This window comes from Acidovorax sp. SUPP3434 (assembly GCF_030159015.1).
Lineage (GTDB): Bacteria > Pseudomonadota > Gammaproteobacteria > Burkholderiales > Burkholderiaceae_C > Paracidovorax.
In genome coordinates, this window is record NZ_BQXL01000001.1 from 461,854 (window position 1) to 488,240 (window position 26,387).

Annotated in this window: 27 protein-coding genes; 6 read left to right on the plus strand and 21 right to left on the minus strand. The window is 66.7% G+C overall.

The features are described from left to right. Window positions 1-78: 78 nt before the first annotated feature. Window positions 79-1,440, minus strand: coding sequence for an NAD(P)/FAD-dependent oxidoreductase (locus AVKW3434_RS02040; RefSeq protein ID WP_284403935.1), 1,362 nt, complete (start codon window positions 1,438-1,440; stop codon window positions 79-81). A 127-nt stretch (window positions 1,441-1,567) separates the two neighbouring features. Next, window positions 1,568-1,810 carry a hypothetical protein gene (locus tag AVKW3434_RS02045; RefSeq protein WP_284403937.1) on the minus strand — a complete coding sequence of 81 codons (243 nt, stop codon included), beginning with the start codon at window positions 1,808-1,810 and terminating at the stop codon, window positions 1,568-1,570. Between the two features lie 342 nt (window positions 1,811-2,152). Between AVKW3434_RS02045 and hrpA the strand changes: the two genes are divergently transcribed. Next, a complete protein-coding gene (gene hrpA, locus AVKW3434_RS02050; protein WP_284403939.1) occupies window positions 2,153-6,331 on the plus strand; it encodes an ATP-dependent RNA helicase HrpA in 4,179 nt (1,392 codons plus the stop codon). A gap of 200 nt (window positions 6,332-6,531) precedes the next feature. Here the strand turns inward: hrpA and AVKW3434_RS02055 are convergent, their stop codons facing one another. Then, on the minus strand, window positions 6,532-7,125 hold the full coding sequence (locus tag AVKW3434_RS02055) for a hypothetical protein (protein ID WP_284401199.1): 594 nt from the start codon (window positions 7,123-7,125) through the stop codon (window positions 6,532-6,534). 139 nt (window positions 7,126-7,264) lie between these two features. Then, the gene (lexA, locus tag AVKW3434_RS02060) at window positions 7,265-7,939 is read right to left on the minus strand and encodes a transcriptional repressor LexA (RefSeq protein ID WP_284401200.1); all 675 of its coding nucleotides are present in this window, start codon (window positions 7,937-7,939) and stop codon (window positions 7,265-7,267) included. A gap of 84 nt (window positions 7,940-8,023) precedes the next feature. On the opposite strand from lexA, the gene AVKW3434_RS02065 reads away from it, so the two are divergent. Continuing rightward, window positions 8,024-8,992: an asparaginase gene (locus AVKW3434_RS02065; protein ID WP_284403941.1), complete on the plus strand. Its 969-nt coding sequence runs from the start codon at window positions 8,024-8,026 to the stop codon at window positions 8,990-8,992. Window positions 8,993-9,066: 74 nt separating this feature from the next. On the opposite strand, the gene adk is transcribed toward AVKW3434_RS02065, so the two are convergent. From adk to AVKW3434_RS02095, 6 genes are all read right to left on the minus strand, one after another. Further along, the gene (adk, locus tag AVKW3434_RS02070; RefSeq protein WP_272569073.1) at window positions 9,067-9,723 is read right to left on the minus strand and encodes an adenylate kinase; all 657 of its coding nucleotides are present in this window, start codon (window positions 9,721-9,723) and stop codon (window positions 9,067-9,069) included. Between the two features lie 140 nt (window positions 9,724-9,863). Continuing rightward, a complete protein-coding gene (gene kdsB / locus AVKW3434_RS02075) occupies window positions 9,864-10,661 on the minus strand; it encodes a 3-deoxy-manno-octulosonate cytidylyltransferase (protein ID WP_284403943.1) in 798 nt (265 codons plus the stop codon). Continuing rightward, the gene (locus tag AVKW3434_RS02080; protein ID WP_272547767.1) at window positions 10,658-10,840 is read right to left on the minus strand and encodes a Trm112 family protein; all 183 of its coding nucleotides are present in this window, start codon (window positions 10,838-10,840) and stop codon (window positions 10,658-10,660) included. The genes kdsB and AVKW3434_RS02080 overlap by 4 nt, the downstream gene beginning before the upstream one ends. A 19-nt stretch (window positions 10,841-10,859) precedes the next feature. After that, entirely contained in the window at window positions 10,860-11,921 is a 1,062-nt protein-coding gene (gene lpxK / locus AVKW3434_RS02085) for a tetraacyldisaccharide 4'-kinase (protein ID WP_284403945.1), read from the minus strand. A 5-nt stretch (window positions 11,922-11,926) separates the two neighbouring features. Continuing rightward, on the minus strand, window positions 11,927-12,352 hold the full coding sequence (locus AVKW3434_RS02090) for an ExbD/TolR family protein (protein WP_284403947.1): 426 nt from the start codon (window positions 12,350-12,352) through the stop codon (window positions 11,927-11,929). 32 nt (window positions 12,353-12,384) lie between these two features. Further along, entirely contained in the window at window positions 12,385-13,014 is a 630-nt protein-coding gene (locus tag AVKW3434_RS02095; RefSeq protein WP_272569077.1) for a MotA/TolQ/ExbB proton channel family protein, read from the minus strand. On the opposite strand from AVKW3434_RS02095, the gene AVKW3434_RS02100 reads away from it, so the two are divergent. The 3 genes from AVKW3434_RS02100 (at window position 13,001) to AVKW3434_RS02110 (ending at window position 15,437) form a co-directional block, all read left to right on the plus strand. After that, window positions 13,001-13,384 carry a hypothetical protein gene (locus AVKW3434_RS02100; protein ID WP_284403949.1) on the plus strand — a complete coding sequence of 128 codons (384 nt, stop codon included), beginning with the start codon at window positions 13,001-13,003 and terminating at the stop codon, window positions 13,382-13,384. The genes AVKW3434_RS02095 and AVKW3434_RS02100 overlap by 14 nt on opposite strands. A gap of 4 nt (window positions 13,385-13,388) precedes the next feature. Continuing rightward, a complete protein-coding gene (gene xseA / locus AVKW3434_RS02105; protein WP_284403951.1) occupies window positions 13,389-14,708 on the plus strand; it encodes an exodeoxyribonuclease VII large subunit in 1,320 nt (439 codons plus the stop codon). Window positions 14,709-14,855: 147 nt separating this feature from the next. Beyond that, window positions 14,856-15,437 carry a superoxide dismutase gene (locus tag AVKW3434_RS02110; RefSeq protein ID WP_284403953.1) on the plus strand — a complete coding sequence of 194 codons (582 nt, stop codon included), beginning with the start codon at window positions 14,856-14,858 and terminating at the stop codon, window positions 15,435-15,437. Window positions 15,438-15,533: 96 nt separating this feature from the next. Here AVKW3434_RS02110 and AVKW3434_RS02115 read toward each other — a convergent pair whose 3' ends face one another. Together AVKW3434_RS02115 and AVKW3434_RS02120 are read right to left on the minus strand one after the other, a co-directional pair. Further along, window positions 15,534-16,022, minus strand: a complete 489-nt coding sequence (locus AVKW3434_RS02115) for a DUF192 domain-containing protein (protein WP_284403955.1) — start codon at window positions 16,020-16,022, stop codon at window positions 15,534-15,536. Window positions 16,023-16,152: 130 nt separating this feature from the next. Next, window positions 16,153-16,380 (minus strand): hypothetical protein, encoded by a 228-nt coding sequence (locus tag AVKW3434_RS02120; RefSeq protein ID WP_284401218.1) that lies wholly within the window; start codon window positions 16,378-16,380, stop codon window positions 16,153-16,155. Between the two features lie 190 nt (window positions 16,381-16,570). Here AVKW3434_RS02120 and icd point away from each other — a divergent pair, with 190 nt between their 5' ends. Then, window positions 16,571-17,830 (plus strand): NADP-dependent isocitrate dehydrogenase, encoded by a 1,260-nt coding sequence (icd, locus tag AVKW3434_RS02125; protein WP_284401220.1) that lies wholly within the window; start codon window positions 16,571-16,573, stop codon window positions 17,828-17,830. 133 nt (window positions 17,831-17,963) lie between these two features. Here the strand turns inward: icd and AVKW3434_RS02130 are convergent, their stop codons facing one another. From AVKW3434_RS02130 to AVKW3434_RS02170, 9 genes are all read right to left on the minus strand, one after another. Continuing rightward, a complete protein-coding gene (locus AVKW3434_RS02130) occupies window positions 17,964-19,283 on the minus strand; it encodes a S8 family serine peptidase (RefSeq protein ID WP_284403956.1) in 1,320 nt (439 codons plus the stop codon). Then, on the minus strand, window positions 19,280-19,957 hold the full coding sequence (locus AVKW3434_RS02135; protein WP_284403957.1) for an anti-sigma factor family protein: 678 nt from the start codon (window positions 19,955-19,957) through the stop codon (window positions 19,280-19,282). Before AVKW3434_RS02135 ends, AVKW3434_RS02130 begins: the two co-directional genes overlap by 4 nt. Window positions 19,958-19,966: 9 nt before the next feature. Further along, the gene (locus AVKW3434_RS02140; RefSeq protein WP_284401226.1) at window positions 19,967-20,545 is read right to left on the minus strand and encodes an RNA polymerase sigma factor; all 579 of its coding nucleotides are present in this window, start codon (window positions 20,543-20,545) and stop codon (window positions 19,967-19,969) included. Window positions 20,546-20,630: 85 nt separating this feature from the next. Continuing rightward, a complete protein-coding gene (locus tag AVKW3434_RS02145; protein ID WP_284403959.1) occupies window positions 20,631-21,341 on the minus strand; it encodes a TorF family putative porin in 711 nt (236 codons plus the stop codon). A gap of 27 nt (window positions 21,342-21,368) precedes the next feature. After that, on the minus strand, window positions 21,369-22,703 hold the full coding sequence (locus AVKW3434_RS02150; RefSeq protein WP_284403961.1) for an enolase C-terminal domain-like protein: 1,335 nt from the start codon (window positions 22,701-22,703) through the stop codon (window positions 21,369-21,371). 49 nt (window positions 22,704-22,752) lie between these two features. Next, complete coding sequence (locus AVKW3434_RS02155) at window positions 22,753-23,721, minus strand: 2-hydroxyacid dehydrogenase (protein WP_284403964.1); 969 nt, start codon at window positions 23,719-23,721, stop codon at window positions 22,753-22,755. A gap of 128 nt (window positions 23,722-23,849) precedes the next feature. Then, on the minus strand, window positions 23,850-24,308 hold the full coding sequence (locus AVKW3434_RS02160; RefSeq protein WP_284401235.1) for a nuclear transport factor 2 family protein: 459 nt from the start codon (window positions 24,306-24,308) through the stop codon (window positions 23,850-23,852). 103 nt (window positions 24,309-24,411) lie between these two features. Then, window positions 24,412-25,323 (minus strand): 5-dehydro-4-deoxyglucarate dehydratase, encoded by a 912-nt coding sequence (gene kdgD, locus AVKW3434_RS02165; RefSeq protein ID WP_272569093.1) that lies wholly within the window; start codon window positions 25,321-25,323, stop codon window positions 24,412-24,414. A 42-nt stretch (window positions 25,324-25,365) separates the two neighbouring features. Beyond that, window positions 25,366-26,337, minus strand: coding sequence for a Bug family tripartite tricarboxylate transporter substrate binding protein (locus AVKW3434_RS02170; protein WP_272547750.1), 972 nt, complete (start codon window positions 26,335-26,337; stop codon window positions 25,366-25,368). Window positions 26,338-26,387 lie beyond the last annotated feature (50 nt).

Genomic DNA, 26,387 nt, shown 5'->3' on the forward strand with positions numbered 1-26,387 from the left:
TGAAGGGAGCGGGGACTGCACCCTGCGGGGTGGCGCAGGTTGCGTGGGGAGGGCGGGTCGTTTTCCGCTGCGGCCGAATTATCGTCGCCATCGCTGCGGACGGAACGGCGCCAGGTCGATCTCGGGAAGCTGCCCGTCCATGCACTGCGCCACCACCCGTCCCGTGCGGGCCGAAGCGCCCAGGCCCACATGGCCGTGGCCATAGGCATGGATGACGTCAGCACAGGCGCTGGCGGGGCCGATGCAGGGCAGTCCGTCGCTGGTGCTCGGACGCCGGCCCATCCAGAATCGGGCGCCGTCCTCCAGTGCGGCGCGGGGCAGCGAAGGGTACAGATCGAATACGTGTCCCAGCAGGATGCGGGCGCGGCGCCAGTCGGGTGCGGCGTGCAGGCCGGCGATCTCCACCTGGCCCGCCACCCGCAGGCCGTGCGCCATCTGGTGCACGATGAGTTTGCGGTCCATCACCATCGTGGAGGTACGGGGGCCGGCGGGCGGGCGCTCCCCGGCGCGGGCCTGCACGTCCAGCATCGCGTGGTACCCGCGCTCGGTGTCCAGCCACACACGGTCGCCGGCGGCTCGGGCCAGCGGCCGCGAATAGGCGCCCGCCGCGATGACCGCACCCTGGCAGGGCAGGTCGCCCTGGTCGGTCCGAACGGCGTGCAAGCGGCCTGCCTCGATGTGCAGCCCGGTGGCCTGGCCCGTGACCCATCGCGCGCCGAGGGATTGCGCATGGGCCACCAGGGCAGCGAGGTAGGCGCCGGGGTTGGCGCAGTGTCCGGCTTCGGCCACGCGCACGCCGAAGCCGTAAGCCGAGGCCAGGTCGGGCTCCTGCGCGCGCAGGCTGGCGCCTTCCACCGTCTCGAATGCGATGCCTTCCTCGCCGCGGAGCCGCCAGCCCAGCGCATCCGCTTCGAAGTCCGCCCGCGAGCGATAGGCGTGCAGCAGGCCGCGCTGGGCCACCAGATGCGGGACGCCGGCTTCGCCGGCCAGCCGGGCATGCAGCGCCGGCGCATCGCGCAGCAACTGGCGCAGGGCATGCGCGGTGCGGGCCACGTGCGCGGGCGTGCGGCCCGAGCGCAAGAAGCGCCACAGCCACGGCAGGGCGCGGGGCAGATAGCCCCAGCGCACGGTGAGCGGGCCCTGCGGGTCCAGCAGGTAGCCAGGCACCTGCTTCCACATGCCGGGCCCTGCGGGCGGAAGAATGGAATGGGAAGACAGCCAGCCCGCATTGCCATAGCTGGGGGCTTCTTCGCCGGCGGGGGCATGGGGGTTGAGCAGCGTGACCTGGCGGCCGGAGCGCAGCATCTCGATCGCGCACACCGTGCCCACGATGCCGGCCCCGATCACCACGACGTGCCGGCGCCGGTCGGCAGGCCCGGCCGCCCTGGCCTGGGTGGCGTGTTCGGCAAGGGCGGGAGTGGCGGAGGCTGTGGCGGGCATGTGTGCGGCTGCGCAGGGCAGCGAGGAGAAGAGGGGGGTGTGGGCCGGACCCGGTCGTGTCATTTTTCCACGAAAGGGTCCGGTCCACGGTGCCCTGCCGGCCTGGTGCCCGGTGAGCACCGGCGGATCAGCCTTCCGCGCCGCGGCGCACGGCACGCTGCAGCGCCATGCGGTCGGCGCGGCGCTGCGCGCCCTGGCTGCGGATGTGCTTGCCTGCCGCGGCGCTGGCGCCGCGCGCCGCCAGCGCGCGGGCCACCGGGTTGCGCGGCGGTGCGCTGGCTTCGAGGTGCAGCACCATCGGCTGCTTCATGCGGCGCAAGGCCTTGACCCGGCCTTGCTGGAAGGCGCGGGAACGTTTTTGAGCACTCATGTGCGATTCCTGAAAAACAAAAAGCCCCGGCTGAGCAAGCCAGGGCTTTTGTGCGGCGCACCCCGTTCGAATGGGGCGGGGGAGCGCAGCCACCTTGGCTGAACGGTGTGTGAGCGACACGGTTCAGCCGGGGCAAGGAACCGTGTTCAGTGAGGGGGGGTGAACAAATGAGGCATGGAAAAAAAGCTCCTGAAAGGTGCGCAGCAAGGGTGCTCGTTGCAGCGCTGGTGAAGCGAAGGCGCGATTATCGAAGCGGCTTCGCGGGCGTGGCAAGGCCTGCCGTGGCCCCTGGCGGCCCTTGTTGTGCAGGGCCAACGGCGGGCTCGGATAATGCAGCCCTTCATGACCGAATCCGCGCCTTCCTCTTCTTCCCCTTCTTCCTCCACCGCCGGTGCGCCCAGCGCGCCGTTGCGCATCACCTTCCCGCCGTCGCTGCCCGTCTCGGCGCGGCGCGACGAAATCATGGCGGCGATGCGGGAGCACCAGGTCATCATCGTGTGCGGGGAGACCGGCTCGGGCAAGACCACGCAACTGCCCAAGATCGCGCTGGCATTGGGGCGCGGCAAATGCAACGCCGCGCCGGGGCAGAAAGGCCAGCTCATCGGCCACACGCAGCCGCGCCGCATCGCCGCCAGCAGCGTGGCCAAGCGCATCGCCGAAGAGCTGCAGACACCGCTGGGCGACGTGGTGGGCTACAAGGTGCGGTTCCAGGACCGGCTGTCGCGCGACGCCTCGGTCAAGCTCATGACGGACGGCATCCTGCTGGCGGAGACCCAGACCGACCCCCTGCTCAAGGCCTACGACACGCTCATCATCGACGAGGCGCACGAGCGCAGCCTGAACATCGACTTCCTGCTGGGCTACCTGCGGCAGATCCTGCCGCGCCGGCCCGACCTGAAGGTGATCGTCACCTCGGCCACCATCGATGCCGACCGATTTGCCAAGCACTTCGCGCTGCCGCGGCGCCTGACCGGCCGCTCCAGGTCCGGCGAGGGGCCGCAGGGCGATGCGGCGCAGGCAGCCGGGCCGCAGGGCGCGGAGCTGATTCCGGCGCCCATCATCTACGTGTCAGGCCGGACCTTTCCGGTCGAGCAGCGCTGGCGCCCGTTCGAAGAGTCGCGCGACTACGGCCTGAACGAGGCCATCGCCGACGGCGTGGACGAGCTGTGGGCCGGCAACGCGGGCGGCGACATCCTCGTCTTCCTGCCCGGCGAGCGCGAGATCCGCGAGGCGGCCGATCACCTGCGCAAGCACCTGGCGCACCAGCCGGTGATGCGCAATGCCGAGGTGCTGCCCCTGTTCGCGCGGTTGTCGCAGGCCGAGCAGGACCGCATCTTCGACGGGCACACGGGCCGGCGCATCGTGCTGGCCACCAACGTGGCCGAGACCTCGCTCACCGTGCCCGGCGTCCGCTACGTGATCGATGCCGGCACCGCGCGCGTGAAGCGCTACAGCTTCCGCAGCAAGGTGGAACAGCTGATGGTCGAGCCCGTCAGCCAGGCCGCCGCCAACCAGCGCGCGGGCCGTTGCGGCCGCGTCGCCAACGGCATCTGCATCCGGCTCTACGACGAGGCCGACTTCAACGGCCGGCCCCGGTTCACCGACCCAGAAATTTTGCGGTCCTCGCTGGCCGGCGTCATCCTGCGCATGAAGTCGCTGCACCTGGGCGACGTGGCGCAGTTCCCTTTCATCGAGGCGCCTTCGGGCCGCGCGATCGCCGACGGCTACCAGTTGCTGGGCGAACTGGGCGCGGTGGACGAATCCAACGAACTCACGCCGATGGGCCAGGAGCTGTCGCGCCTGCCGCTCGACCCGCGCGTGGGCCGCATGATCCTGGAGGCGCGTGAGCGCCAGGCGCTGGACGAGGTGCTCATCATCGCCAGCGCCCTGAGCGTGCAGGACGTGCGCGACCGCCCCATGGATGCGCAGCAGCAGGCCGACCAGGCCCACGCCAAGTTCGACGACGAAAAGAGCGAGTTCAGCGGCTACCTCAAGCTGTGGAAATGGATCAACGAAGCGCGCGGCGGCGCGACCACCCTGCCGTCGGCGCGCATGCAAAAGCAGGCCGCACGCAAGGGCGCACCCTCGCAGGCCGTGCTGCCCGTGGCACAGCGCATGGCCGCGGCGGCCGTGATGCCGCCAGCGGCCACCGAGGCCGCAGCGGCTGCGCCCACCCACAAGCTCAGCAACCGCCAGTACGAATCGCTGCTGCGCCAGAACTTCATCAGCGTGCGCCGTCTGCGCGAGTGGCGCGACATCCACACGCAATTGCTGACCGTGGTGACCGAACACCGCTGGCGCATCAACGACCGCCCTGCCAGCTACGAGCAGATCCACCTGTCCATGCTGGCCGGGTTGCTGGGCAACATCGGCGTCAAGAGCGACGAGGACGACTGGTACCTGGGCGCACGCGGCATCAAGTTCTACAAGCACCCGGGCGCGCACCTGTCCAAGAAGCCCGGGCGCTGGATCGTCGCGGCCGAGCTGGTGGAGACCACGCGCCTCTTCGGCCGGGGCATCGCGGCCATCGAGCCGCAGTGGATCGAGCAACTGGGCGGGCACCTGCTCAAGAAGCAGCTGCTCGACCCGCATTGGGAAAAGAAGGCGGCCGAGGTCAATGCGCTGGAGCGCGCCACGCTGTACGGCATCGTCATCTACAACAACCGGCGGGTGAACTTCGGCAAGGTGGACCCGTACGCGGCGCGCGACATCTTCATCCGCGAGGCGCTGATCGGCGGGCAGTGGGAAACCCGGCTGCCCTTTCTGGCCGCCAACCACAAGCTCATCGCCAAGGTCGAAGAGCTCGAACACAAATCGCGCCGCCAGGACGTGCTGGTGGACGACGAACTGATCTATGCCTTCTACGACCAGCAGTTGCCGGCCGACGTGTGCAGCGGGTACAGCTTCGAGGCGTGGTACCGTGAGGCGAGCGCGTCGAACCCCGACCTGCTCAAGCTGACGCGCGAAGAACTCATGCGCCACGAGGCCGCGGGCATCACCGGCAATGCCTTCCCGCGCACGGTGCGGCTGGGCGGCGTGGATTGCGCGGCGAGCTACCTGCACGAGCCGGGCGATGCGCGCGACGGCATCACGGTCACCGTGCCGCTGTTCGTGCTCAACCAGGTGAGCGACGAGCGCTGCGAATGGCTGGTGCCCGGCATGCTGCAGTCCAAGATCCAGGCCCTGCTCAAGAGCCTGCCGCAACGCCCCCGCAGCCGGTTCGTGCCGCTGCCCGACAGCGCAACCCGGCTGGCCGGGCTGCTCGGCACGCCCGAACGCTTCGGCCTCGGCAGCCTGGTCGAGGTGCTGCTCAAGCAGGTGCGCGATGAGACCTCGCTCGACGTCAAGCGGGCCGATTTCAAGCTCGACATGCTGAGCCCGCACCTGTTCATGAACTTCCGCGTGGTGGACGAACACGGGCGCCAGCTCGGTCATGGGCGCAACCTGGGTGCCCTCAAGGCCGAATGGGGTGCGAAGGCGCGCGGCGCCTTCCAGGCCCTGGCGGGGCTCAAGCTGGGCGGCGATGCCAAGGGTTTTGAAGAAAAACAGGCTCCAGCACAAGAAGTACTAGGGCATTCTGCTATCAAAAGTGAAGCGCCTCCCGCTGCAGCGGGGCGCCGCGGCCCTGCAGTGGTGACGGCGCCGGCCGCTTCGGCCCGGCAGGCGCCCGCCGGTCAGCGCCACACCGCATGGACCTTTGGCGAGCTGCCCGAGCTGATGGAGATCCGCAAGGGCGGCCAGACGCTGATCGGTTTTCCCGCGCTCATCGACGGTGGCGATGCCGTCACCATCGAGGTGTTCGACGAGCCCGAACTGGCCGCCGCCCGGCACCGTGCGGGCCTGCGCCGCCTGTTCGCGCTGCAGATCAAGGACGCGCTCAAGTACCTGGAAAAGAACATTCCCGACCTGCAGAAGATGGCCGTGGCCTACATGCCGCTGGGCACGCAGGAAGAGCTGCGCAGCCAGATCATCGACGTGGCGCTGGACCGGGCCTTCCTGCTCGACCCGTTGCCCACCGATGAGGCCGCATTCAAGCGCCGGGTTGACGAGGGACGCGGCCGGCTGACCCTGATCGCCAACGAGGTCGCGCGGCTCGCCGGCACGATCTTGCTGGAGTACGCTGCCGCGGCCCGCAAGATCAAGGACACCAAGAACGCACCCGAAGCCGTGCAGGACGCGCAGCAGCAACTGCAGCGCCTCATGCCCAAGGCGTTCCTGGCCGCGGCACCGTGGGCGCAACTGGTGCACTTTGCCCGCTACCTCAAGGCGATCACGCTGCGGCTGGACAAATACCGTGCCGATCCGGCGCGCGACGCCGCCAAGCTTGCCGAACTGCGCCCGCAGGAGCAGCGCTACTGGCGCCTGGTGGCCGAACGCAAGGGCGCGGTGGATGCGCGCATGCAGGAACTGCGCTGGCTGCTGGAAGAGTTGCGGGTGAGCTTTTTCGCCCAGGAGTTGCGAACCCCGCAGCCGGTGAGCGTGAAGCGGCTGGACAAGCTCTGGGCGCAACTCAACAGCTGAGGCGGGCAGCCAGGCTGTGCCGCGCGGCGCTTCGCATCGACACCGGTACGGTGGGCGGCGGGGCACGGGACCCATGGTGGATGACTTGCCCAACGCTGCTTGTACCCATTCATCGCGGAGCGGCTTCTCCTGAGCACCCACCAAGCACCTCCGGGTGCTTCAGCGCTGCCGGGCTTTCGGTGCGGCCGGGATGTGCGGCCTCAATGGGGCGCCTGCAAGGCCGCCTCGGCCCGCACGAGGCGGTCCAGTTCCGCGCAGACATCGGCCATGCGGCCGGAGATCAGCACGCGCGCCGCCGCACCGGGACCGCGGCGATCCAGCACCCGCAGCGGGCGCACAGCGGGCCGGGGGCGGCTGCAACCCGCAAATGCCGCACTGTCATTGGCGCTGGTACTGGACCATGCCCGTGCAGACGGGGTGGCCGCCGGCGTGGGAGGCCATGCTGAAACGGGCTGGTCGGGCGGTACCTGCCGCGGCCGAACCACCACGAAGCGCCGGGGCAGCGGAGCAAGCGCTGGAGGACACGGCAGGCCCTCTGCCGCCGCACTTTCCAAGGCGGTGCATGGCAGCGGTTCGATGGCTGCCCGCCGCGTGGCGGACGGGCCGATGGCGTCGGCATGGAGGCCCGGGGCAACGGCATGCACCGTGCCTCTGCCGCTGGCGCCGCCGCCCGGCTGGCCTGCGGCGGCCCTGCGGTCCTGCTGCGGAGGGCGGCAGGCAGGGGCACGCAGCCACCGCGCCAACGCATTCAGCGGTTGCGAAAAGGAAGAAAAAGCGAGCAGGGCAAATCCCATGTGAAAACTCCAGCGAAGTGCGAGGGGGTTGAACACAGGCAGGATTGCCGAGGAAAAACACACTGCCGCAGGGTTGGCTGGCCAGGGCTTCATGCCCCTGGCCGCCAGACGCCCGCCACCTGCGGCGGTGTGCGCTGGGCTACATCAGCATGGTGTTGCGGATCAGGCCCACGGCGAGCCCTTCGATTTCGAAAGGCTCGCCCGGATGCACGGTGATGACGGGGTAGTCGGGGTTTTCGGGCAGCAACTCGATGGCCGTGGCCGTGCGGCGCAGGCGCTTGACGGTGACGTCATCGCCCAATCGGGCCACGATGATCTGGCCGTTGCGCGCCTCGCGGGTGGATTGCACGGCGAGCAGGTCGCCGTCCATGATGCCCGCATCGCGCATGGACATGCCGCGCACCTTGAGCAGGTAATCCGGCTTGTGCTGGAACAGGCTGCCCTCCACGCTGTAGGTCTGGTCGACATGTTCCTGCGCGAGAATGGGCGACCCTGCCGCCACCCGCCCCACCAGGGGAAGCGATAGCTGCGACAGGCCTGGAATGGGCAGGTTGAACTGCGTGCCGCGGGCGGCATTGATGGAGCGCACCGTGTCGCTGCGCAGCCGGATGCCGCGCGACGTGCCGCTGACCAGTTCGATGACGCCCTTGCGGGCCAGGGCCTGCAAGTGCTCTTCTGCCGCGTTGGCGGATTTGAAGCCGAACTCGGCGGCAATTTCCGCCCGGGTGGGGGGCGCGCCGGTGCGGGAGATGGCGGTCTGGATCAGATCGAGGATCTGCTGCTGGCGGGCGGTGAGCTTGGGACTGTCGAACATGAGTGACTCCGGTGCTGAACGGATAGGCAGAGAGAGGCCTGTTTTTTAATCCAGTCACTGTATTTTTAACCAGTTTTTTGGAGCGTGCAAGTGGGCACAGGAAAAATCGTGGTGCTGGGCACCGGCGGAACCATCGCGGGCAAGGCCGCCGAGGCCGGAGACAACATCGGCTATACCGCCGGGCAGGTGGGCGTGGGGCAGTTGCTGGAGGCGATTCCCGGGTTGGCGCAGGCGGCCCGTGGCCGGATCGAAGCCGAGCAGATCGCGCAGATCGACAGCAAGGACATGGATTTCGCCGTATGGCGGCAACTGGCCCACCGCTGCACGCAGTTGCTGGCCGATCCCGATGTGCGCGGGGTGGTGGTCACGCACGGAACCGACACGCTGGAGGAGACGGCGTGGTTCCTGGACTCGGTCCTGGACACTGCCGAACGCCCCGTGGTGCTGGCCTGCGCCATGCGGCCGGCAACGGCGATCGCGCCGGACGGTCCGCAGAATCTGCTCGATGCGGTGGCACTGGCGGCCACGCCCGGGGCGCGCGGGGTGCTGGCGGTGGTGGCAGGCACGATCCACACCGCGCGCGACGTGCAGAAAGTGCACCCCTATCGCGTGGATGCCTTCAGTTCAGGAGACGCCGGGCCGCTGGGCTGGGTGGAGGAGGGCGCGGTTCGCCTGGCCCATGGCTGGCCGGCCCCTTCGGTTGCGCGATTGGATGCGTTTCACCACATCGCCAACACTTACCTGTGGCCGCGGGTGGAGGTGCTCATGAACCATGTCGGCGCCGACGGCCGCATCGTCGACCTGCTGGTGCTCGACGGCGTGGATGGCCTCGTGGTGGCGGCGACGGGCAACGGCACGTTGCACCATGCCCTGGCCAAAGCGCTGGAGCGCGCGCACGAGAGCGGTGTGGAAGTGCGCGTGGCCACCCGCTGCCCGCTGGGCCGGGTGCTGCCCAAGCCGGGGGACGCCTTGCCCCACTCGGAGGGGTTGAGCCCGGTGAAGGCCCGCATCAGCCTGCTGCTCGATCTGCTCGCCCGGCCTCGGCGCCCCTGAAACGGAAACGCCCCGCAGAGCGGGGCGTTTCCGTTTCAGGCACGGCCGAGGTGCCGTGCGGGTTCAGCCAGCAATCAGCCGGCCAGTGCAGCCAGCGCGCGCTGGGTGATCTCTTCCACGCTGCCCGTGCCGCTGATGGCGCGGTATTTGGGAGCGCCGGCCGGATCGGCCTTGGCCCAGCTGGAGTAGTACTCCACCAGCGGACGGGTCTGGGCGCTGTACACATCCAGGCGCTTCTTGACGGTGGCTTCCTTGTCGTCTTCGCGCTGGATGAGGTCTTCGCCGGTCACGTCGTCCTTGCCTTCCACCTTGGGTGGGTTGAACTTGACGTGGTACGTGCGACCGCTGGCCGGGTGGGAGCGGCGGCCGCTCATGCGTTCGATGATGGCATCGAAGGGCACGTCGATCTCGAGCACATAGTCGAGCTTGACGCCCGCGGCCTTCATGGCGTCGGCCTGCGGGATCGTGCGGGGAAATCCGTCGAACAGGAAGCCGGACGCGCAGTCGGGCTGTGCAATGCGCTCTTTCACGAGATTGATGATGAGGTCGTCGCTGACCAGCGCACCCGCATCCATGACGGCCTTGGCCTGCTGCCCCAGTGGCGTGCCCGCCTTGACGGCAGCACGCAGCATGTCACCGGTGGAGATTTGCGGAATACCGTATTTCTGGCAAATGAATGCGGCCTGCGTGCCCTTTCCGGCGCCGGGTGCGCCCAAAAGAATCAGTCTCATGGATGTCCTCTAAGTGTTGAATTCGGCTGGCGCCACTGGCCACGGGCTTGCCTCCGGCCCGGGATGCGGCGCTCTGATCGCGGGCAAGGATAGCACGTGGGTCCACGCGCTTTCCTGACACGGCGGGGACTCTGAAAACGCTAGGAAAACAGCGCTCGCACGCGTTCCAGATCCTGGGGGGTGTCCACGCCGGGGCCGGGTGCCGAAGCGGTCACATGCACGGCGATGCGGTGGCCGTGCCACAGCGCCCGCAACTGCTCCAGTGCCTCGACCGCTTCGGTGGGCGCGGGCGGCAGGGCCGGAAACTGCCGAAGGAATGCGGCGCGGTAGCTGTAGAGGCCGATGTGGCGCAGCGGCGCATACCCTGGCGGCACGCCGGTGGCCGCGCCATCGGGCCCCTGCGTCCACCAGGCAGCGCCGGCATGGTCGCGTGCATGCGGAATGGGCGCCCGGCTGAAGTAGTGCGCCAGACCGCGCGCATCGAGCACGACCTTCACGACATTGGGGTTGGTGTAGTCGGCCAGCGTGTCGATGGCATGGGCGGCGGTCCCCATGCTGGCGTCCGTGCGGGCAGGCAGCAGGGCGGCCACCGCATCGATCAGCGCGGGGTCGATCAGCGGTTCGTCGCCCTGCACGTTCACCACGATGTCGTCGCCTGCCAGGCCCAGCTGTTCGCAAGCCTCGGCCAGGCGGTCGCTGCCGCTCGGATGGTCGGGCCGCGTGAGCAGGGCCTGCACGCCATGCGCCTGGCAGGCTGCAAGGATGCGGGCATCGTCCGTGGCCACGACCACGCGGGTGGCCTGGCTTTGCGCCGCGCGTTGCGCCACGCGCACCACCATGGGCAGTCCGGCGATGTCGGCCAGCGGCTTGTCGGGCAGCCGCGTGGAGGCCAGCCGCGCCGGTATCAGGATGGTGAAGGGCCTGGCGGATACGGTCACGCCTCCAGCTCCTCGTCCGTCAGGGTGCGTGCTTCGTTTTCGAGCAGCACCGGAATGCCGTCGCGCACCGGGTAGGCCAGGCGGGCGCTGCGCGACACCAGTTCCTGCCGCTCCCGGTTGAAAGTGAGCGAGCCCTTGGTGACGGGGCAGACCAGCAGTTCGAGCAGTTTGGGATCCATGGCGGTAGTGGCTTCGGGGTCAGTCGGAGGGCGATGATAGCGAGCGGCGTGCGGCAGCCCGCAACCGCTCGTCCAGCAGGGAGAAAAAAGCGCTGTCGATTTCCAGGTGCAGCGGCACGGCCAGCGCCTGGGGGTGGAGTCGCCACAGCTTGGTGGCGTCTTTTTCGGTGCAAACCAGCGTCATGCCGGCGTTTTGATTGTCTTTCCAGCTATCAAAATCATAGTGATCGGGCAAGGCGGTGGTCTGCTGCAGCGTGAGTCCTCTTGCCCGCAGCATGGCAAAGAATTCCTGTGGCCTGGCGATGGCGGCCACGGCATGCAAAGGCCGGCCGCGCCACTGCGCCAGGGGCTCGGTGCTGCCGTCCGCACGCATGGCGTCCGGCCCGAGCGAGCGTCTCAGGGAGAACGCCGGCGATGTGCCGGCCGGAGCCCGTCCGGCATGGAGCACGCAGTCGACCTGGCGTGGCCAGGGTTCGCGCAGTGGTCCGGCCGGCAGGAGGAATCCGTTGCCCACGCCGTCGTCGTTGAATACGCAGATTTCGATGTCGCGGGCCAGCGCCAGATGCTGCAGGCCGTCGTCGCAAACGATCACATCGGTGCGGGGATGCTGTGCCAGCAGTGCGCGCGCCGCCTGCGCCCGGTGCCGCGCCACGAACACGGGAACGCCCGTGCGCTTCGCGATCAGCAAAGGCTCGTCGCCCACTTCGGTCGCGCGGCTGTCCGCGCACACTTCGCGACAGTCGTCGGTGGACCGCCCGTAGCCGCGCGACACCACGCCAGGCTGCCATCCGCGCGCCACCAGATGTCGCACGATGGCCTGCGTGACCGGGGTCTTGCCCGCCCCTCCGGCGATCACGTTGCCCACGACGATCACCGGCACCGCCACGCGCTCGGCGCGCAGGACGCCCAGCCGATAAAGCGCTCGCCGAATGGCTACCGCGATCCGATACAGGCAGGACAACGGCCACAGCGCCCAAGCCAGCGGCCCACGCCGTTTCCAGGCCGCTTGCAGGGTGGATGCCTGGGTATGGGGGGCGGTGGAAGAGGGTGCAGAGGGCGGCTGCGGCCCGGCGGCAGCCATCGCGGCTACTTGCCGGCGCTGGCCGTGGACTGGGTGGCGAAGGTGATCTGCGACAAGCCCACGCGGCGCGCGGCTTCCATGACGGTGACCACCGCCTGGTGCGGCGAATTGGCGTCGGCACTGATGATGACGACGCTGTCCTTGCCGGCGCTGGCCGCCGCGGCCAATGCCTGGGCCACCACGTCCACGCTCTTGCCCTCGACCGCCAGCTTGTTGATGGCATAGCGGCCATCCGCGGCAACCGCCACGATCACTTCCTTGGGATGGTCGCGCTGCTGCTCGGCATCGGCCACGGGCAGGGTCAGTTGCAGTTCGGTGAACTTGCTGTAGGTGGTGGACAGCATCAGGAAGATGAGCACCACGAGCAGCACGTCGATGAACGGAATCAGGTTGATTTCCGGCGCTTCGGTGGGGCGGGAGCGAAAGTTCATGTCCGTTCAGCCGATGGGGTGTGGGCCATGATTCACTTGCGAAGCCGGCTGATGTGCCGCACGAACTGCTCGGAGGCCAATTCGAGGGTCAGCAGATAGGCGTCCACGCGGCTGCGGAAGTAGCGCCAGAAGATCAGCGCCGGAATGGCCACGATCAGGCCGAACGCCGTGTTGTACAGCGCAATGGAAATGCCCTGCGCCAATTGGGCCGGGTTGCCGCCGCCGGACTGGCCGGCCCCCGCTTGGGAGCCGAAAATCTCGATCATGCCGATCACCGTGCCCAGCAGGCCGAGCAACGGGGCAGCGGACGCGATGGTGGCGAGCGCACTGAGGTATTTTTCGAGGCGGTGCGCCACGGCCCGGCCGGAACTCTCCATCGCCGCGCGCACGTCGGCTTCGGTGCTTTGCGGATTGCTGTTGAGCGTGCGCAGGCCGCTGGCCAGCACCTCACCCAAGGCGGAGTTCTGCGCCAGCTGGTTCACCACATCGGGTGTGGGAACGGAGCGGGAAGACACGGTGATCGCTTCATCCAGCAGCTTGGGAGGTGCGACCCGCGCGGTTTTGAGGGCGATGAAGCGCTCCACGACGAGTGCCAGCGCCAGGACGGAGCAGGCTATCAAGGGCCAGATCGGCCAGCCTGCGGCTTGTATGATCGACAGCAATTCTCTCTCCGCGCAGATGGAAGCAATCCGCGATTATGGCCCAGTTGATGCGGTGGTCCGTGCCGAAAAACGGCCGGACGACCCGGCCCGTTCTGCGCCTTCCCATCCCCTGCCGTCACCCACATTTTCTGTGGATAACTTTGTGGGCAACCGGGCTGCGATGGCCCGCCAAGCGGCACCAGCCCTTGAATTTGACAGATTGATGAAAAATAACGCACCGAAAAAACGTTTGAAATCAATGGGTTGCACGTATCTGCTAGCGATGCGCGGGGATGTGTGCGTGGATGCCAGGCAAATAGGCCATCCTCACGCGCTGTGGACTAGTGCCCCTTGGCAATGGCCTGCAACCCCTTGCGCCATCGGTGTCTGACGGCATGAACCTCGCAACGGCGCCACGTATCTGGCAGGTTGGGGCGCTATGCCGCGCCATTGCTGACACCCTGGAGGCTCGCTTCAATCCCGTGGCCGTGCAGGGCGAGATCACGGGCTTTTCGCGCGCGTCCAGCGGGCATTGCTATTTCACGATCAAGGACGGCCAGGGCCAGATCCGCTGCGCCATGTTCCGCCGTGCCGCCCTGTTGCTCGACTTCGCCCCGCGGGACGGGGAACTGGTCGAGCTGCGCGGCCGCCTGGGGGTGTACGAGGCGCGCGGCGATCTGCAACTCATCGTCGAAAGCATGCAGCGGGCCGGCCAGGGTGCCTTGTTCGAGCAGTTCCTGCGGCTGAAGTCGCAACTGGAGGCCGAAGGGCTTTTCGACAGCGCGCGAAAGCGGCCCTTGCCTTTGATGCCGCGTGGCATCGGCGTGGTCACTTCCCCGGGCGCGGCGGCCCTGCACGACGTGGTGACCGCCCTGCGCCGGCGCGTGCCGCACATTCCGGTCACGCTGGTGCCCGCGCTGGTGCAGGGCGCCAATGCCCCGGCGTCGATGCGGGCCGCGCTGTCCAAGCTCTACGCACTGGTGGACGCGGGCAACGGGGCGCAGGGCACGGCGTCCCGCCAGCCCCCGTGCACCATCGATGTCATCCTTCTGGTGCGGGGCGGCGGGTCCATGGAGGACCTGTGGGCATTCAATGACGAGCAGTTGGCTCGCACCATCGTCCAGAGTCCGGTGCCGTTGGTTTGCGGTGTCGGGCACGAAACCGACTTCACGATTGCCGATTTTTGCGCCGATCTGCGCGCACCGACGCCGACCGCCGCCGCTGAACTCATCTCCCAGCCACGGGCCGTCTGGCTGGGCGCCATCGATCTGTTGGCCGATCGCTTGTCGGACGGTGTTCAGGCGCAGTTCGATGTGCGCCATCAACGCCTGGACCTGGTGGCCCAGCGCCTGGGCCGGCCTTCCGGCCTGGTGGCGCGCCAGCAGACGCGTCTGGCACGGCTGGCGGAGCGCATGCGCCACAGTGTGCTACTGAAAATGCAGCACCTGACTCAGCAGCAGCAAGCGCTGGAGGCACAGTTGCCGCAAATCCTCCAGCGGCGAATGGGCCGCCAGTCCGAGCGGCTGGACCGTGCGGCGCTGCGCCTGCAGTTGCTGGATCCGCATCTCGTCCTGCAGCGGGGCTATGCACTGCTCACCGATGCGCAAGGCCACCCGGTGACGAAGGTGGCTCAGGTGCGGCCAGGCGACGCCGTCCGGGCGGCGGTGACCGATGGTGAGATCGATCTGCAGGTGTCACCGCGACGGTTGCTGTGAATGGAGCGGTTGGGGCGCTTTTTCTGCCATTGGCCCTCGCCTACAGCAGGCGCTGCTATTACTTTCTACAATGCCCGTTCGGACCGCGCCAGCCCCTGGAGGGCAGCGGTCCCATTCCAAGAATTTCAACCCACGAAGGACTGCACCATGGAACATACCCTGCCACCGTTGCCCTATGCGATCGACGCACTGGCGCCTCACTACAGCCAGGAAACCCTGGAATACCATCACGGCAAGCACCACAACGCCTACGTGGTGAACCTGAACAATCTGCAAAAGGGCACGGAATTCGAGAGCATGACGCTTGAGGAAATCGTGAAGAAGTCCAGTGGCGGCATCTACAACAATGCAGCCCAGATCTGGAACCACACCTTCTTCTGGAGTTGCATGGCTCCCAGCGGCGGCGGCGAGCCGTCCGGCGCACTGGCCAATGCCATCAACGCCAAGTGGGGCAGCTATGCCGCCTTCAAGGAGGCTTTTGTGAAGAGTGCCGTGGGCAACTTCGGCTCCGGCTGGACGTGGCTCGTGAAAAAAGCCGACGGCAGCGTCGATATCGTGAACACCGGCGCGGCCGGCACCCCGTTGACCACGGCCGACAAGGCCCTGCTGACGGTCGACGTGTGGGAGCACGCGTACTACATCGATTACCGCAACCTGCGCCCCAAGTTCGTCGAAACCTTCTTCGACAAGCTGGTGAACTGGAAGTTTGCTGAAAGCAACTTCGCCTGAGCGTTCCGCGCCCAATCAAAAACGGCCCGTTGGGCCGTTTTTGTTTTTGGCATTCCTTCTGTCTCTAATGGAGGGCTTGTGAACGTGCTCAGCTGGTCAGCGGCGGGCGAAGGGCGTGCCGGACAGTTTGAAGCCCGCCTTGATCCCCTTTTTCGAGAACCAGCCCTGGTTCATTTCCAGCACGTAACGCACCGGCTTTTCGGAGCAGTGTGAATCTTCGGTCTGCGGCTTCATGTCCGCCAGATTGACGATGGTGCCGTCGTCCGCGACGAAAGCAGCGGTCAAGGGCAGGATCGTGTTTTTCATCCAGAAGCACTGGACGGCAGGCGCTTCGAACACGAACAGCATGCCTTCCTGCTGGGGCATCTCCTTGCGATGCATGAGGCCGATCTGCCGCTCTTGCGGAGACACCGCGACCTGGGCGTCGATGCGGTGCATGCCGGCACCCAGTTCGACGCGCTGCAGGTTCATCTGGGGTGATTCCTGGGCGCCTGCCGCCGTACAGACGGAGAGGACGAGCGCAGCCAAAAGCGGGGCAAGGGCTTTTTCAGAACCGTGCGCCCCGCGCACGAGAAGGGATTTCATCATCCGGCTTTCCATAAATGCAATGGGAATCGAAAGGGTAGCAGCCAAAGGCAAAAAAGCCCGCGGAGGCGGGCTTTTTTGGAGGGCGTCGGCACGGGCTGAAGGCCTTGCCGACGATGGTGCTTACTCTTTAGGCAGCCGTCTTGGCGTGCTTCTTGGTGGCCTTCTTGTGGGCGACCTTGTGGGCTGCAGGCTTCTTGGCCTTGGCCTTGGCGTGCGCCTTGGGGGCGGTGGCGGCTGGCTCGGCGCTGGGGGCGGAAGTCACGGCGGGGGTTGCCGGTGCGGCTGGCGTTGCGCCTTGTGCAAAAGCACCAGCGGCGAACAGACCAGCAACCAGGACAGCGAGGAGTTTTTTCATATATGCCAATTCCTTGAAGAGGTTCGGATGGGAGCCGCGCGAAGTGCCGCGAAGCACCTCCACAACGGCGTCGTCACGGAGGCCGTTGACAGGAAATATGTGATTTTTTAAAGGCTTAGAATCGCCGGCTGTACCGCGTTTGCCCAACCAGCTGAAGCCCCTTCATCGTTTCACCGGAGAGACCCGCTCAATGACCAGCTACCAGCACATCAAGGTGCCCGCCGAAGGCCAGAAAATCACCGTCAACGCCGACATGTCGTTGAACGTGCCGGATCAGCCCATCATCCCGTACATCGAGGGCGACGGCACTGGTTTCGATATCACTCCCGTGATGCTGAAGGTCGTGGACGCTGCGGTGGCGAAGGCCTATGGTGGCAAGAAGAAGATCCACTGGATGGAAGTGTTCGCTGGCGAAAAGTCGACCAAGGTCTACGGCCCCGACGTGTGGCTGCCGGAAGAAACGCTGCACGCCGTGCGCGACTACGTGGTTTCCATCAAGGGCCCGTTGACCACCCCCGTGGGCGGTGGCATCCGTTCGCTGAACGTTGCGCTGCGCCAGGAGCTGGACCTGTATGTCTGCCTGCGCCCCATCCAGTACTTCAAGGGCGTGCCCTCGCCGGTCAAGGAACCCGAAAAGACCAACATGGTGATCTTCCGCGAGAACTCGGAAGACATCTATGCCGGAATCGAGTTCGAAGCCGAGTCCGAAAAGGCCAAGAAACTCATCAAGATCCTGCAGGAAGAATTCGGCGTCAAGAAGATCCGCTTTCCCGACACTTCCGGCATTGGCGTCAAGCCCGTGTCCCGCCAAGGCACCGAGCGCCTGGTGCGCAAGGCGATCCAGTACGCCATCGACAATGACAAGCCCAGCGTGACCATCGTGCACAAGGGCAACATCATGAAGTTCACCGAGGGCGGCTTCCGTGACTGGGCCTACGCGCTGGCTGCGAAGGAGTTCGGTGCCGAGTTGATCGACGGTGGCCCCTGGATGAAGTTCAAGAACCCCAAGACGGGCAAGGACATCACCATCAAGGACAGCATTGCGGACGCCTTCCTGCAGCAGATCCTGCTGCGCCCCGCCGAGTACAGCGTGGTGGCCACGCTCAACCTGAACGGCGACTACATCTCGGACGCTCTGGCGGCCCAGGTGGGTGGCATTGGCATCGCTCCTGGCGCCAATCTGTCCGACACGGTGGCGATGTTCGAAGCCACGCACGGCACCGCGCCGAAGTATGCCGGCAAGGACTATGTGAACCCCGGCTCTGAAATCCTGTCGGCCGAAATGATGCTGCGCCACATGGGTTGGACGGAAGCCGCGGACCTGATCATCCGGTCCATCGAGAAATCGATCGCCAGCAAGAAGGTCACCTATGACTTCGCCCGACTGATGGAAGGCGCGACGCAAGTGAGCTGCTCTGGCTTTGGCCAGGTCATGATCGACAACATGTAATCACGTCAGCGGGTGCCGGGAGGCATCGGCTGGCTGGTGCGGAAACCCTCGAAGTCCTGTCCGGACTTGGAGGGTTTTCTTTTTGGCTAGAGCGCGTTTCTGGCAGATGGATGGATGGTTGGTTGGTGGCCGGTCAGCGTTTGGCCAGCCGCTGGCCTTGGTTCGGCAGGGATTCCAGCGCCCGCTCGGCATTGACCATCCATGGCTTGCCCACACTTTTTTCGCTGTCCAGCAGGAGGTTCTTGATCGTCGTGATGTCGAGTTGCGGGGCACTGGATTGGAGCAATGCAATCATCCCGCTCACGTGGGCCGCGGCCATCGAAGAGCCTGTGGCGAAGTCATAGCGCCCCTGGGGTTGCAGCGTGAGCACGTCTTTTCCGGGGGCAGCCAGAACCCCCTTGGCCGCCAGATTGGCGTTGTCGGCCATTCCCACGACGATCACACCGGGCACTCCGGCGGGAAAACCCGTGCGTTCTCCGCTGGACGGCAGCGCTGCGACCACCGCACGGCCTTGTTTGACCAGTTGGCCCAGCAGCGTGCTGAGCAACGGGTCCTCCGGGCCGCCCAGGCTCATGTTGATGGTGCGCGCATCGGACGACATCACGGCCACGAGCGCCTTGGCCAGGGTGAAGGAGTTGCAGCGTGCCCCGGCCGAAGGTTGATGCGCCGGATACCAGCAGGCTTTGTAGAGGCTTACCTTCGCCTCGGGCGCGACACCCACGATGCCCTGCAGGTTGTTGCCCACCGCAGCGATGATGCCCGCGACCTGGGTCCCGTGCTGATCTTGCTGAAAGCCCGCGGCATTTTCATCGACGAGGTTGTAGGCGGCATCGATCTGCCCGCGCAACTCCGGATGCTCCGTCTGGGCACCCGTGTCGATCACGGCAATGTGCGCTCCTTTGCCTGTGCTGAGCTTGTGCGCCCGTGCCACCTGCATGTCCACAAAGCCCTGTTGCAAGGGCATGTAGGGGTCGTTGTAGGCCACGGCCGAAGCCTCCGGCTCCGGGCCTGCATTGACCGAAAAATCCTGCAGGGGCTGCGCCAGTTGCACGCGGGCATCGCGCGAAAGCGCATGCAGCAGCGCTTCGCGGGACGTGGTGGCGCTGATCTCGAACACCACGCAGTGCGCATTCATCGGCGGGATCGGCCAGGCAGTCACTTCCCGCAGGCCGTAGTCCACGGCGATGGCCTGGACTGTCCTTGCCGCACGATTGCCCATGGTGTAGCGCGGCGGGGCGCCATAGCTGGACAGGCTGGTGCCCGCGCGGCCCGGCACATGTTCCAGTGGATTGGGAACCGCCACGATGATGTAGCGGGTGCTGTCGGCACGCATGCCCGCCTCACCGGAAGGCCGCATCGTCGTGGCGTCAGGAGGGAGTTCTGCCGGCACGCTGCTGCAACCAGCCAGCATGCATGCCAGCAGCAAGGCCGCAGTCAGAAGACGGGTGGTCATGGCGGGCCTCCGATGGGTTCGACCATCTGCATTCCCGGGGTGCTGCGCAGCCGCTCCAGGGCCTGGGTATTCGATTGGCGCATGTCTTTCGCGGACACCGCATAGGCCCCCATCGCGTTGGGGCCACTGACCACTTGCAGGTTCAACGAATCCAGCAACGCCTTCCAGTCTGCCAGGGTGATGCGTCCATCGGGAACGACACGGATGGCGTTTGGCTGACCGACGCCCGCAGCGCCCGGGGCGGGAGGGCTGCTCAATGTCTGGAACGCCGATGGTTCCTGTTCGGACAAGCGATGTCCCATGAAGGCCAAGGCAACGGCTTGCAAGACGGCGAAGGTGGCCAAGGCATAGGTGAGCCGGCCACCCTGCCGGCGTGCAACTGCGGCGGTTTTGGGCAGCGGTTGATCGCACAGGGCATCCAGTTCGATGCGCGCCAGCAGCTTGTCCAGGCCCGCCTGTTCATCGGGCACGCGTGTGGGCGGCAATGCCATGGCTGCCTGCACCTGCTGCTGTGTCTGGAGTTCGTCCCGGCAGTCGGCGCACTGGGCCAGGTGATTTTCCACTTCTGCGCGCTGTTCATCGCTGGCACGGCCGTTGACGATCCAGGGCAGGGCCTCCTGGGTGAGCAAATGTGAGCGGTCCTGGCTCGGGGAATCTGGGAAACGGGAGGGCATGGTGCAATCCTATTGAGCGATGCTGCGGGTGGCCAAGGCCGGCAGCAAGTTGCGCAGCTTCACGCGCGCGTGGAACATGCGCGCTTTGACCGTTCCGACGGGTGACTGGGTGATGACGGCGATTTCTTCCAGCGAATGCCCGCCCGTATAGGCCAGCTCCAGCACCAGACGCTGGTCCACCGAAAGCCGCTCCATGCCCTTGTCGAGCCAGTTGCGCAACTCCCTTGCCTCGCCAGGGTCGGTGGCCAGATCGGGCTGGACTTCCGGATCGTCGTCCGCAACGGACGGCATGTCCGCCCCTCCGTCCTGCCGCAGGGCCTTGAGCCCGCAGCGATAGGCGATGCCCATGATCCACGTGGAGACTTTCGACTCTTCACGGAAACTGCCCGCTTTCTGCCAGACGATCCAGAAGCAATCGTTGACGATCTCTTCGATCAGGTCGGACCGGCGGGTCAGGCGGGTCAGAAACTGACAGAGCCGGCGGTGGTATGCCCGGTACAACGCTGCCAGGGCTGCGCGATCGCCGGATGCGATGCCATGCAGCAGTTCGAGATCGGCTGAATCGTCAGGAAAGGAGAGGGCAGCCATGGCGTAGAAGCGGGCGGATGGACGTCTTGGAGGGTTGAATCTTGCGACGTGTGTGCCTGCAATGCACCAAAAGGTTGCGGATGCTTCAAAAAGAACGGGCCCACATGAACGACCAATGGCCGCCCGTGTTGCCCGGATACACCGACTGGGCCCGATCGTCGGTCGCCAGATAGCTGAGGGAGGCGCGCCAGGGTCCTTGGCGCCAGGCGGCGCCGACGCTGCCATACGCATACCGGCCTTCCGGGCGGACCTGGGCCAGGCCGATGGTGCCCGTCAAGGAAAATTGCTCGTCGATCGGTAGCCGGCCGCCCAGATCCACGGCCCAACGCATGGGCCGGGCGGCATCCTGGGTGTGGGGATAGCGAAACACCGAGGCCCCCGCCGTGATCAGATCGCGGTAGCTGAAGCTCAGCGCCGTTTCCAGCCGGTCCGTCAGTCGGGCGGTTGGATTGTCCGGATAGGCGTAGTACTGGGTGACGGCCTGATATTGCCAGTCATTGGAGAGTACGCCGTCATAGGCGAGGCGGACGATGGCCCGGCCGTAGCGGCGGCCGTTGGTCTGCATCCCCAGCACGGCACCTGCCGACCAGCCCGTCGCATCGTAGAGCGTGATCAGTCCCTGGACGATGGGGCGCCTGATGGGCGTCTGGAAACCACGTTCGGTCAGGTCGCTGCTGACGGCGATCTCACCGGTGACATCACGGGTCTGTGCGCCGCAGCCGGCTGTCGCTCCCAAAAGGATCCAGGGCAGCAGGCTCCGGGCGGTGCTGTCAGGCCATGCATGTGAAAAAGGCATGACAGCAGTTTAGGCCAGCCTGGCGGGTCAGCGAACGAGGCAAGGGCGCTTGGGATCGAACTTCCAGCCGGTGTGAAGGTACTGCATCGCGATGCTGTCGTCGCGCGCCCCCAGCCCGTGCTGCAGGTAGAGCTGGTGCGCGCGCTCCACGGCCGCCATGTCGAGCTGAACGCCCAGGCCCGGGGTGGCCGGCACGGTCACATGCCCGTTCACGATCTGCAGCGGCGATTGCGTCAGGCCCTGGCCGTCCTGCCAAATCCAGTGGGTATCGATGGCCGTGACCTTGCCGGGAGCCGCGGCCGCCACATGCGTGAACATTGCCAGCGACACGTCGAAATGGTTGTTGGAATGCGAACCCCAGGTCAGGCCCCAGTCGCGGCAGGTCTGGGCCACGCGCACCGAGCCCGCCATGGTCCAAAAGTGCGGGTCGGCCAGCGGAATGTCGACCGACTGGAGCGAGAGCGCATGCACCATCTGGCGCCAGTCGGTAGCCACCATGTTGGTGGCGGTGGGCAGCCCGGTGGCGCGGCGGAACTCGGCCATGATCTCGCGCCCCGAGAAGCCGTCTTCGGCACCGCAGGGGTCTTCCGCATAGGCGAGCACACCGTGCAGGTCTCGGCACAGGCGCACGGCGTCCTTGAGCAGCCAACCGCCGTTGGGGTCGAGGGTGACGCGCGCCTTGGGAAAGCGCTCGTGCAGCGCCCGAATGGCCAGCACTTCGTCCTCGCCGCGCAGCACGCCCCCCTTGAGCTTGAAGTCGTTGAAACCATAGCGTGCGTGCGCGGCCTCAGCCTGGCGCACGATGGTCTCGGGCGTGAGGGCCTGCAGATGGCGCACGCGGCTCCAGTCGCTTTCGGGGGCATCCACATCCTGGGCCCGCACGTAGGGCAGATCGGTTTGGCCGGCATCGCCCACGAAGAACAGATAGCCCAGCATTTCCACGCGGTCGCGCTGCTGGCCTTCTCCGAGCAGTGCGGCCACCGGCACGCCCAGGTGCTGGCCCAGCAAGTCGAGCAAGGCCGACTCCACGGCGGTGACGGCATGGATGGCGATGCGCAGGTCGAACGTCTGCAGTCCACGCCCGCCGCTGTCGCGCCCTGCGAGCGCGGCCTGCACCCGCTGCAGCAGCGCCAGATGGTTGCCCACCGGCTGCCCGACGAGCAGGGGCCGGACATCTTCCAGGGCCTGCCGGATCTTTTCGCCGCCCGGCACTTCGCCCACTCCGGTGCGCCCGGCACTGTCGGTGAGGATGAACAGGTTGCGGGTGAAGAACGGGGCGTGCGCGCCGCTCAGGTTGAGCAGCATGCCGTCGCGCCCGGCGACCGGAATGACACGGACTTCGGTGACGGTAGGGGTGTGCATGGCAGTGGGCATGGGTGTGGGCTTCGGAGAGTGGCGGAGCGAAATGGGTTCAAGCCGTGCCGGTGCCGGGCACCGGGGCGCGGACAGCACCTGTGGCATAGAAGGCGTGCAGGTTGTCCAGCACCATGTCGGCCATGGCGCGGCGGGTTTCATGGGTGGCGCTGGCGGTGTGCGGTGTCAGCACCACGTTGTCCAGCGCCAGCAGCGCGGCCGGCACCGACGGTTCGTTTTCGAACACGTCGAGGCCCGCACCCGCGATGCGGCGTTCCGCCAGGGCCTCGATCAGCGCCGCCTCATCGACCACGCTGCCCCGTGCCACGTTGATCAGAAAACCGCGGGGGCCGAGGGCCTCCAGCACGGCCCGATCGACCAGATGGCGGGTTTCCGCCCCTCCGGCCACGGTCAGCACCAGGTAGTCGGCCCATCGGGCCAGTTCAAGCAGCGAGTCGAAATAGGGCAGGGCGGACTGGGCGCTGGGCCGGCGGTTGTGGTAGCCGACCTCCATGCGAAAGCCCGAGGCCCGTTCGGCCACGGCCTGTCCGATGCGGCCCATGCCGACGAGCCCCAACCGCTTGCCGGATACCCGGGTCTGGGGCGCGAACCGGGCGGTGGTCCAGTCGCCGCGCCGCACGAAGCGGTCGCTGGCGCTGACGCCGCGCGACACATCCAGCAGCAGGGCAAAGGCCAGGTCTGCCACGCAATCGTTCAAGACGCCGGGCGTGTAGCCCACCTGGATCCTCCGCGCGCTGGCCGCCGGGATGTCCAGCGCGTCGAAGCCCACGCCGAAGCTGCTGATGACCTGCAAACGCGGCAAGGCGTCGATCACTTCGCGTTTCAGGCCAATGGAGGCGGAGGTGACCACGCCCGTGAAATCAGCGCCGCGTTCGGCAAGGAAAGCGGCGGGATCGGGTTGGTCGGACAGGCAAACGATGTCGAACTGCGCAGCCAGGTCGGCTTCGAGCGCCGGCAAGGGCAGGCGGGCGATTTGCAGAAGGCGGGGCCGGGGTGTGGTGCTCATGGGCGGGGATGGTACGGCGGCGCATCCAGGGCCTTGGGGTGCAGGCCGGTGTGAAAGCGGTCGCAGGGAGCAAAAAGATTCGAAGCCCCAAGAGAAAGCCGCTCGCGCGGCCCCCTCGTGGGCGGGAATCAGGGCGCTGCGCGGACGGCTTGGCGGGCCAGCAGCTTCCAGTCGGCGCCTTGCTTTTGCCAGACGCCCAGGATCTTGATCTGCACCTTGCCGGGCTTGCCCGAGTCGTTGGTGTCGGCCGTCAGGGTGTGGCGGACGATGGCCACGTCGCCGACCACCTTGATGGTCTGGTCGCTGATGACGATGGTGACGAAGTCCGACTTGCCGTCGAGCAGGTCGCTGATGAAGCTGGCCTTGGTGTCCACCCGGCCTCCCGAGTGGCCATAGCTCAGGTCGTCGGCCACGAGCTGATTCAATGCGGCGGGGGACGGGTCGATCATGGCGATCCGCAGGCGCTCGGCCGCGGTGGCGACCGACTGCGGCGCATCGGTGCCCGCGCCGGCCGGTGCCGTGGCGCAGCCACCCAGGGCCAGCAGGGTGACGGCCGTGGCCGCGGCCAGGAACAGTTTCTTGTACATCTCTTGTCTCCGTTGTGGTGTGGTTTTATGGATGCCCCGTGCGGATGGTTTGACCCACCGGCGCCCGTGCACGGCCGGGCGCCGGATCTTCAGCCGCGGCGCCTTATTGCGGGCCGAGCTTGTCGATGAGTGCCTTGAGTTCCTGCATTTCGCCGGGCTTGAGGTCCGTGAGCGGGGCGCGGACGGGGCCGGCGTCGTGGCCGACGATCTTCGCACCGGCCTTGACGATGCTGACGGCATAGCCGGCCATGCGGTTGCGCAGTTCGAGGTAAGGCATGAAGAACTCGCGCAGCAGGTGGTGCTGCGTCGCCAGATCGTCGTTGGCCACGGCCTTGTAGAAGTCCATCGCCGTCTTGGGGATGAAGTTGAACACGGCCGACGAATACACGGGCGTGCCCAGTGCCTTGTAGGCCGCGGCATACACCTCGGCAGTCGGCAGGCCGCCCAGGTAGGCGAAGCGGTCGCCCATCTTCATGTAGATGGAGTTCATCAGCTCGATGTCGCCCACGCCGTCCTTGAAGCCCACCAGATTGGCGTTGCGCTCGGCCAGGCGTGCCAGCGTTTCGGGGGTGAAGCGGCTCTGGCCGCGGTTGTAGACGATCACGCCGAACTTCACGCTCTTGCACACCTCTTCGACGTGCGCGGCCAAGCCTTCCTGGCCGGCTTCCGTGAGGTAGTGCGGCAGCAGCAGGATGCCGTGGGCGCCGGCCTTCTCGGCCGCCTGGGCGCACTGGATGGCAAAGCGGGTGGGGCCGCCGGCGCCGGCGATGATCGGCACCTTGCCGCGGCAGGTGTCCACGGCGGTCTTGATGATGCCGGGATACTCGTCTGCCGTGAGCGAGAAGAACTCACCCGTGCCGCCTGCCGCGAACAAAGCGCTGGCACCGTAGGGGGCCAGCCATTCCAGGCGCTCCGCGTAGCCCTTGGCGTTGAATTGGCCCTGGGCGTCGAAGTCCGTGAGCGGGAACGACAGGAGGCCGGAGCCCATGATGGTCTTGAGTTCTTGAGGTTGCATGGCGGTACGGGGTAGTGGGTGGAAAAAGGGAAAAGTGAAAAATCAGTCGAGCCGGATCTGCGCCGCCGACACCACACTGGCCCAGCGTGCGCGCTCCTTCTCGAAGAACTTGTCTTGCTCGGCGGAGGCCATGGTCACGACCTCGGCGCCCTGGCCCGCGAGGCGGGAGCGGATTTCCGGCGTGCGGATGACGGAGATGAGGGCCGTGTTCAGGCGCTGCACGATCGGATCGGGCGTGCCGCGCGGCACGAGGATGCCTTGCCAGGTGCCGGACTCGAAGCCGGGGATGCCCTGCTCGGCAATGGTGGGCACATCGGCCAGCAGCGGCATGCGCGTGGCCTTGGACAGCGCCAGCACCTTGAGCTTGCCGCTCTGCACGTGGGGCAGGGTGGCGAGCATGCCGTTCATCAGCACCTGTGTCTGGCCGGCCATCGTGTCCTGGATGGCGGTCACGCCGCCCTTGTAAGGCACATATTGCCAGCGGGCGCCACTGGCGCGCTCCAGCGCCACGCCGGCCAGGTGCGGTGCGCTGCCCGTGGCGGTGACGGCGAAATTCAGGTCGGCCGTCTTGGACAGGGCGATCAGTTCCTTCAGGTTGTTGGCGGGCACGGACGGGTGCACCACCAGCATGTGCGGCGAGTAGGCCAGCATGGTCGCGCCACGCAGGTCCTTGGAGGGGTTGAATGGCAGCTTTGTATAGACCGAGGGGCTGATGGCCAGCGCCCCCACGTCGCACAGCAGCATGGTGTAGCCGTCGGGCTGGGCCTTGGCGACGAAGTCAGCGCCCAGGTTGCCGTTGGCGCCGGGCTTGTTTTCCACGATGACGTTCTGCTTGAGCAGGTCCGACAGCGGCTGGCTGATGGCGCGCGCAATGATGTCCGAACTGCCGCCGGGCGGGTAGGGCACGATGAGGCGCAACGTTTTCGTGGGCCAATTGGCGGTCTGGCCCATGGCCGTGGTGCTGGCCAGGGCGGCGGCACCATAGACCATGGCGTGGCGGCGGTTCAAAGTCATTGCATGTCTCCTTGCTTGGGTTGGGTCACTTTTTGTTGTACGTCATCATA

What these genes read in the sequence shown, in the direction of transcription:
- AVKW3434_RS02040 (WP_284403935.1), bottom strand. Translation starts at nt 1,440, where the DNA reads ATGCCCGCCACAGCCTCCGCCACTCCCGCCCTTGCCGAACACGCCACC.
- AVKW3434_RS02045 (WP_284403937.1), bottom strand. Translation starts at nt 1,810, where the DNA reads ATGAGTGCTCAAAAACGTTCCCGCGCCTTCCAGCAAGGCCGGGTCAAG.
- hrpA (WP_284403939.1), top strand. Translation starts at nt 2,153, where the DNA reads ATGACCGAATCCGCGCCTTCCTCTTCTTCCCCTTCTTCCTCCACCGCC.
- AVKW3434_RS02055 (WP_284401199.1), bottom strand. Translation starts at nt 7,125, where the DNA reads ATGGGATTTGCCCTGCTCGCTTTTTCTTCCTTTTCGCAACCGCTGAAT.
- lexA (WP_284401200.1), bottom strand. Translation starts at nt 7,939, where the DNA reads ATGTTCGACAGTCCCAAGCTCACCGCCCGCCAGCAGCAGATCCTCGAT.
- adk (WP_272569073.1), bottom strand. Translation starts at nt 9,723, where the DNA reads ATGAGACTGATTCTTTTGGGCGCACCCGGCGCCGGAAAGGGCACGCAG.
- AVKW3434_RS02080 (WP_272547767.1), bottom strand. Translation starts at nt 10,840, where the DNA reads ATGGATCCCAAACTGCTCGAACTGCTGGTCTGCCCCGTCACCAAGGGC.
- lpxK (WP_284403945.1), bottom strand. Translation starts at nt 11,921, where the DNA reads ATGGCTGCCGCCGGGCCGCAGCCGCCCTCTGCACCCTCTTCCACCGCC.
- AVKW3434_RS02090 (WP_284403947.1), bottom strand. Translation starts at nt 12,352, where the DNA reads ATGAACTTTCGCTCCCGCCCCACCGAAGCGCCGGAAATCAACCTGATT.
- AVKW3434_RS02100 (WP_284403949.1), top strand. Translation starts at nt 13,001, where the DNA reads ATGATCGACAGCAATTCTCTCTCCGCGCAGATGGAAGCAATCCGCGAT.
- xseA (WP_284403951.1), top strand. Translation starts at nt 13,389, where the DNA reads ATGAACCTCGCAACGGCGCCACGTATCTGGCAGGTTGGGGCGCTATGC.
- AVKW3434_RS02110 (WP_284403953.1), top strand. Translation starts at nt 14,856, where the DNA reads ATGGAACATACCCTGCCACCGTTGCCCTATGCGATCGACGCACTGGCG.
- AVKW3434_RS02115 (WP_284403955.1), bottom strand. Translation starts at nt 16,022, where the DNA reads ATGAAATCCCTTCTCGTGCGCGGGGCGCACGGTTCTGAAAAAGCCCTT.
- AVKW3434_RS02120 (WP_284401218.1), bottom strand. Translation starts at nt 16,380, where the DNA reads ATGAAAAAACTCCTCGCTGTCCTGGTTGCTGGTCTGTTCGCCGCTGGT.
- icd (WP_284401220.1), top strand. Translation starts at nt 16,571, where the DNA reads ATGACCAGCTACCAGCACATCAAGGTGCCCGCCGAAGGCCAGAAAATC.
- AVKW3434_RS02130 (WP_284403956.1), bottom strand. Translation starts at nt 19,283, where the DNA reads ATGACCACCCGTCTTCTGACTGCGGCCTTGCTGCTGGCATGCATGCTG.
- AVKW3434_RS02135 (WP_284403957.1), bottom strand. Translation starts at nt 19,957, where the DNA reads ATGCCCTCCCGTTTCCCAGATTCCCCGAGCCAGGACCGCTCACATTTG.
- AVKW3434_RS02140 (WP_284401226.1), bottom strand. Translation starts at nt 20,545, where the DNA reads ATGGCTGCCCTCTCCTTTCCTGACGATTCAGCCGATCTCGAACTGCTG.
- AVKW3434_RS02145 (WP_284403959.1), bottom strand. Translation starts at nt 21,341, where the DNA reads ATGCCTTTTTCACATGCATGGCCTGACAGCACCGCCCGGAGCCTGCTG.
- AVKW3434_RS02150 (WP_284403961.1), bottom strand. Translation starts at nt 22,703, where the DNA reads ATGCACACCCCTACCGTCACCGAAGTCCGTGTCATTCCGGTCGCCGGG.
- AVKW3434_RS02155 (WP_284403964.1), bottom strand. Translation starts at nt 23,721, where the DNA reads ATGAGCACCACACCCCGGCCCCGCCTTCTGCAAATCGCCCGCCTGCCC.
- AVKW3434_RS02160 (WP_284401235.1), bottom strand. Translation starts at nt 24,308, where the DNA reads ATGTACAAGAAACTGTTCCTGGCCGCGGCCACGGCCGTCACCCTGCTG.
- kdgD (WP_272569093.1), bottom strand. Translation starts at nt 25,323, where the DNA reads ATGCAACCTCAAGAACTCAAGACCATCATGGGCTCCGGCCTCCTGTCG.
- AVKW3434_RS02170 (WP_272547750.1), bottom strand. Translation starts at nt 26,337, where the DNA reads ATGACTTTGAACCGCCGCCACGCCATGGTCTATGGTGCCGCCGCCCTG.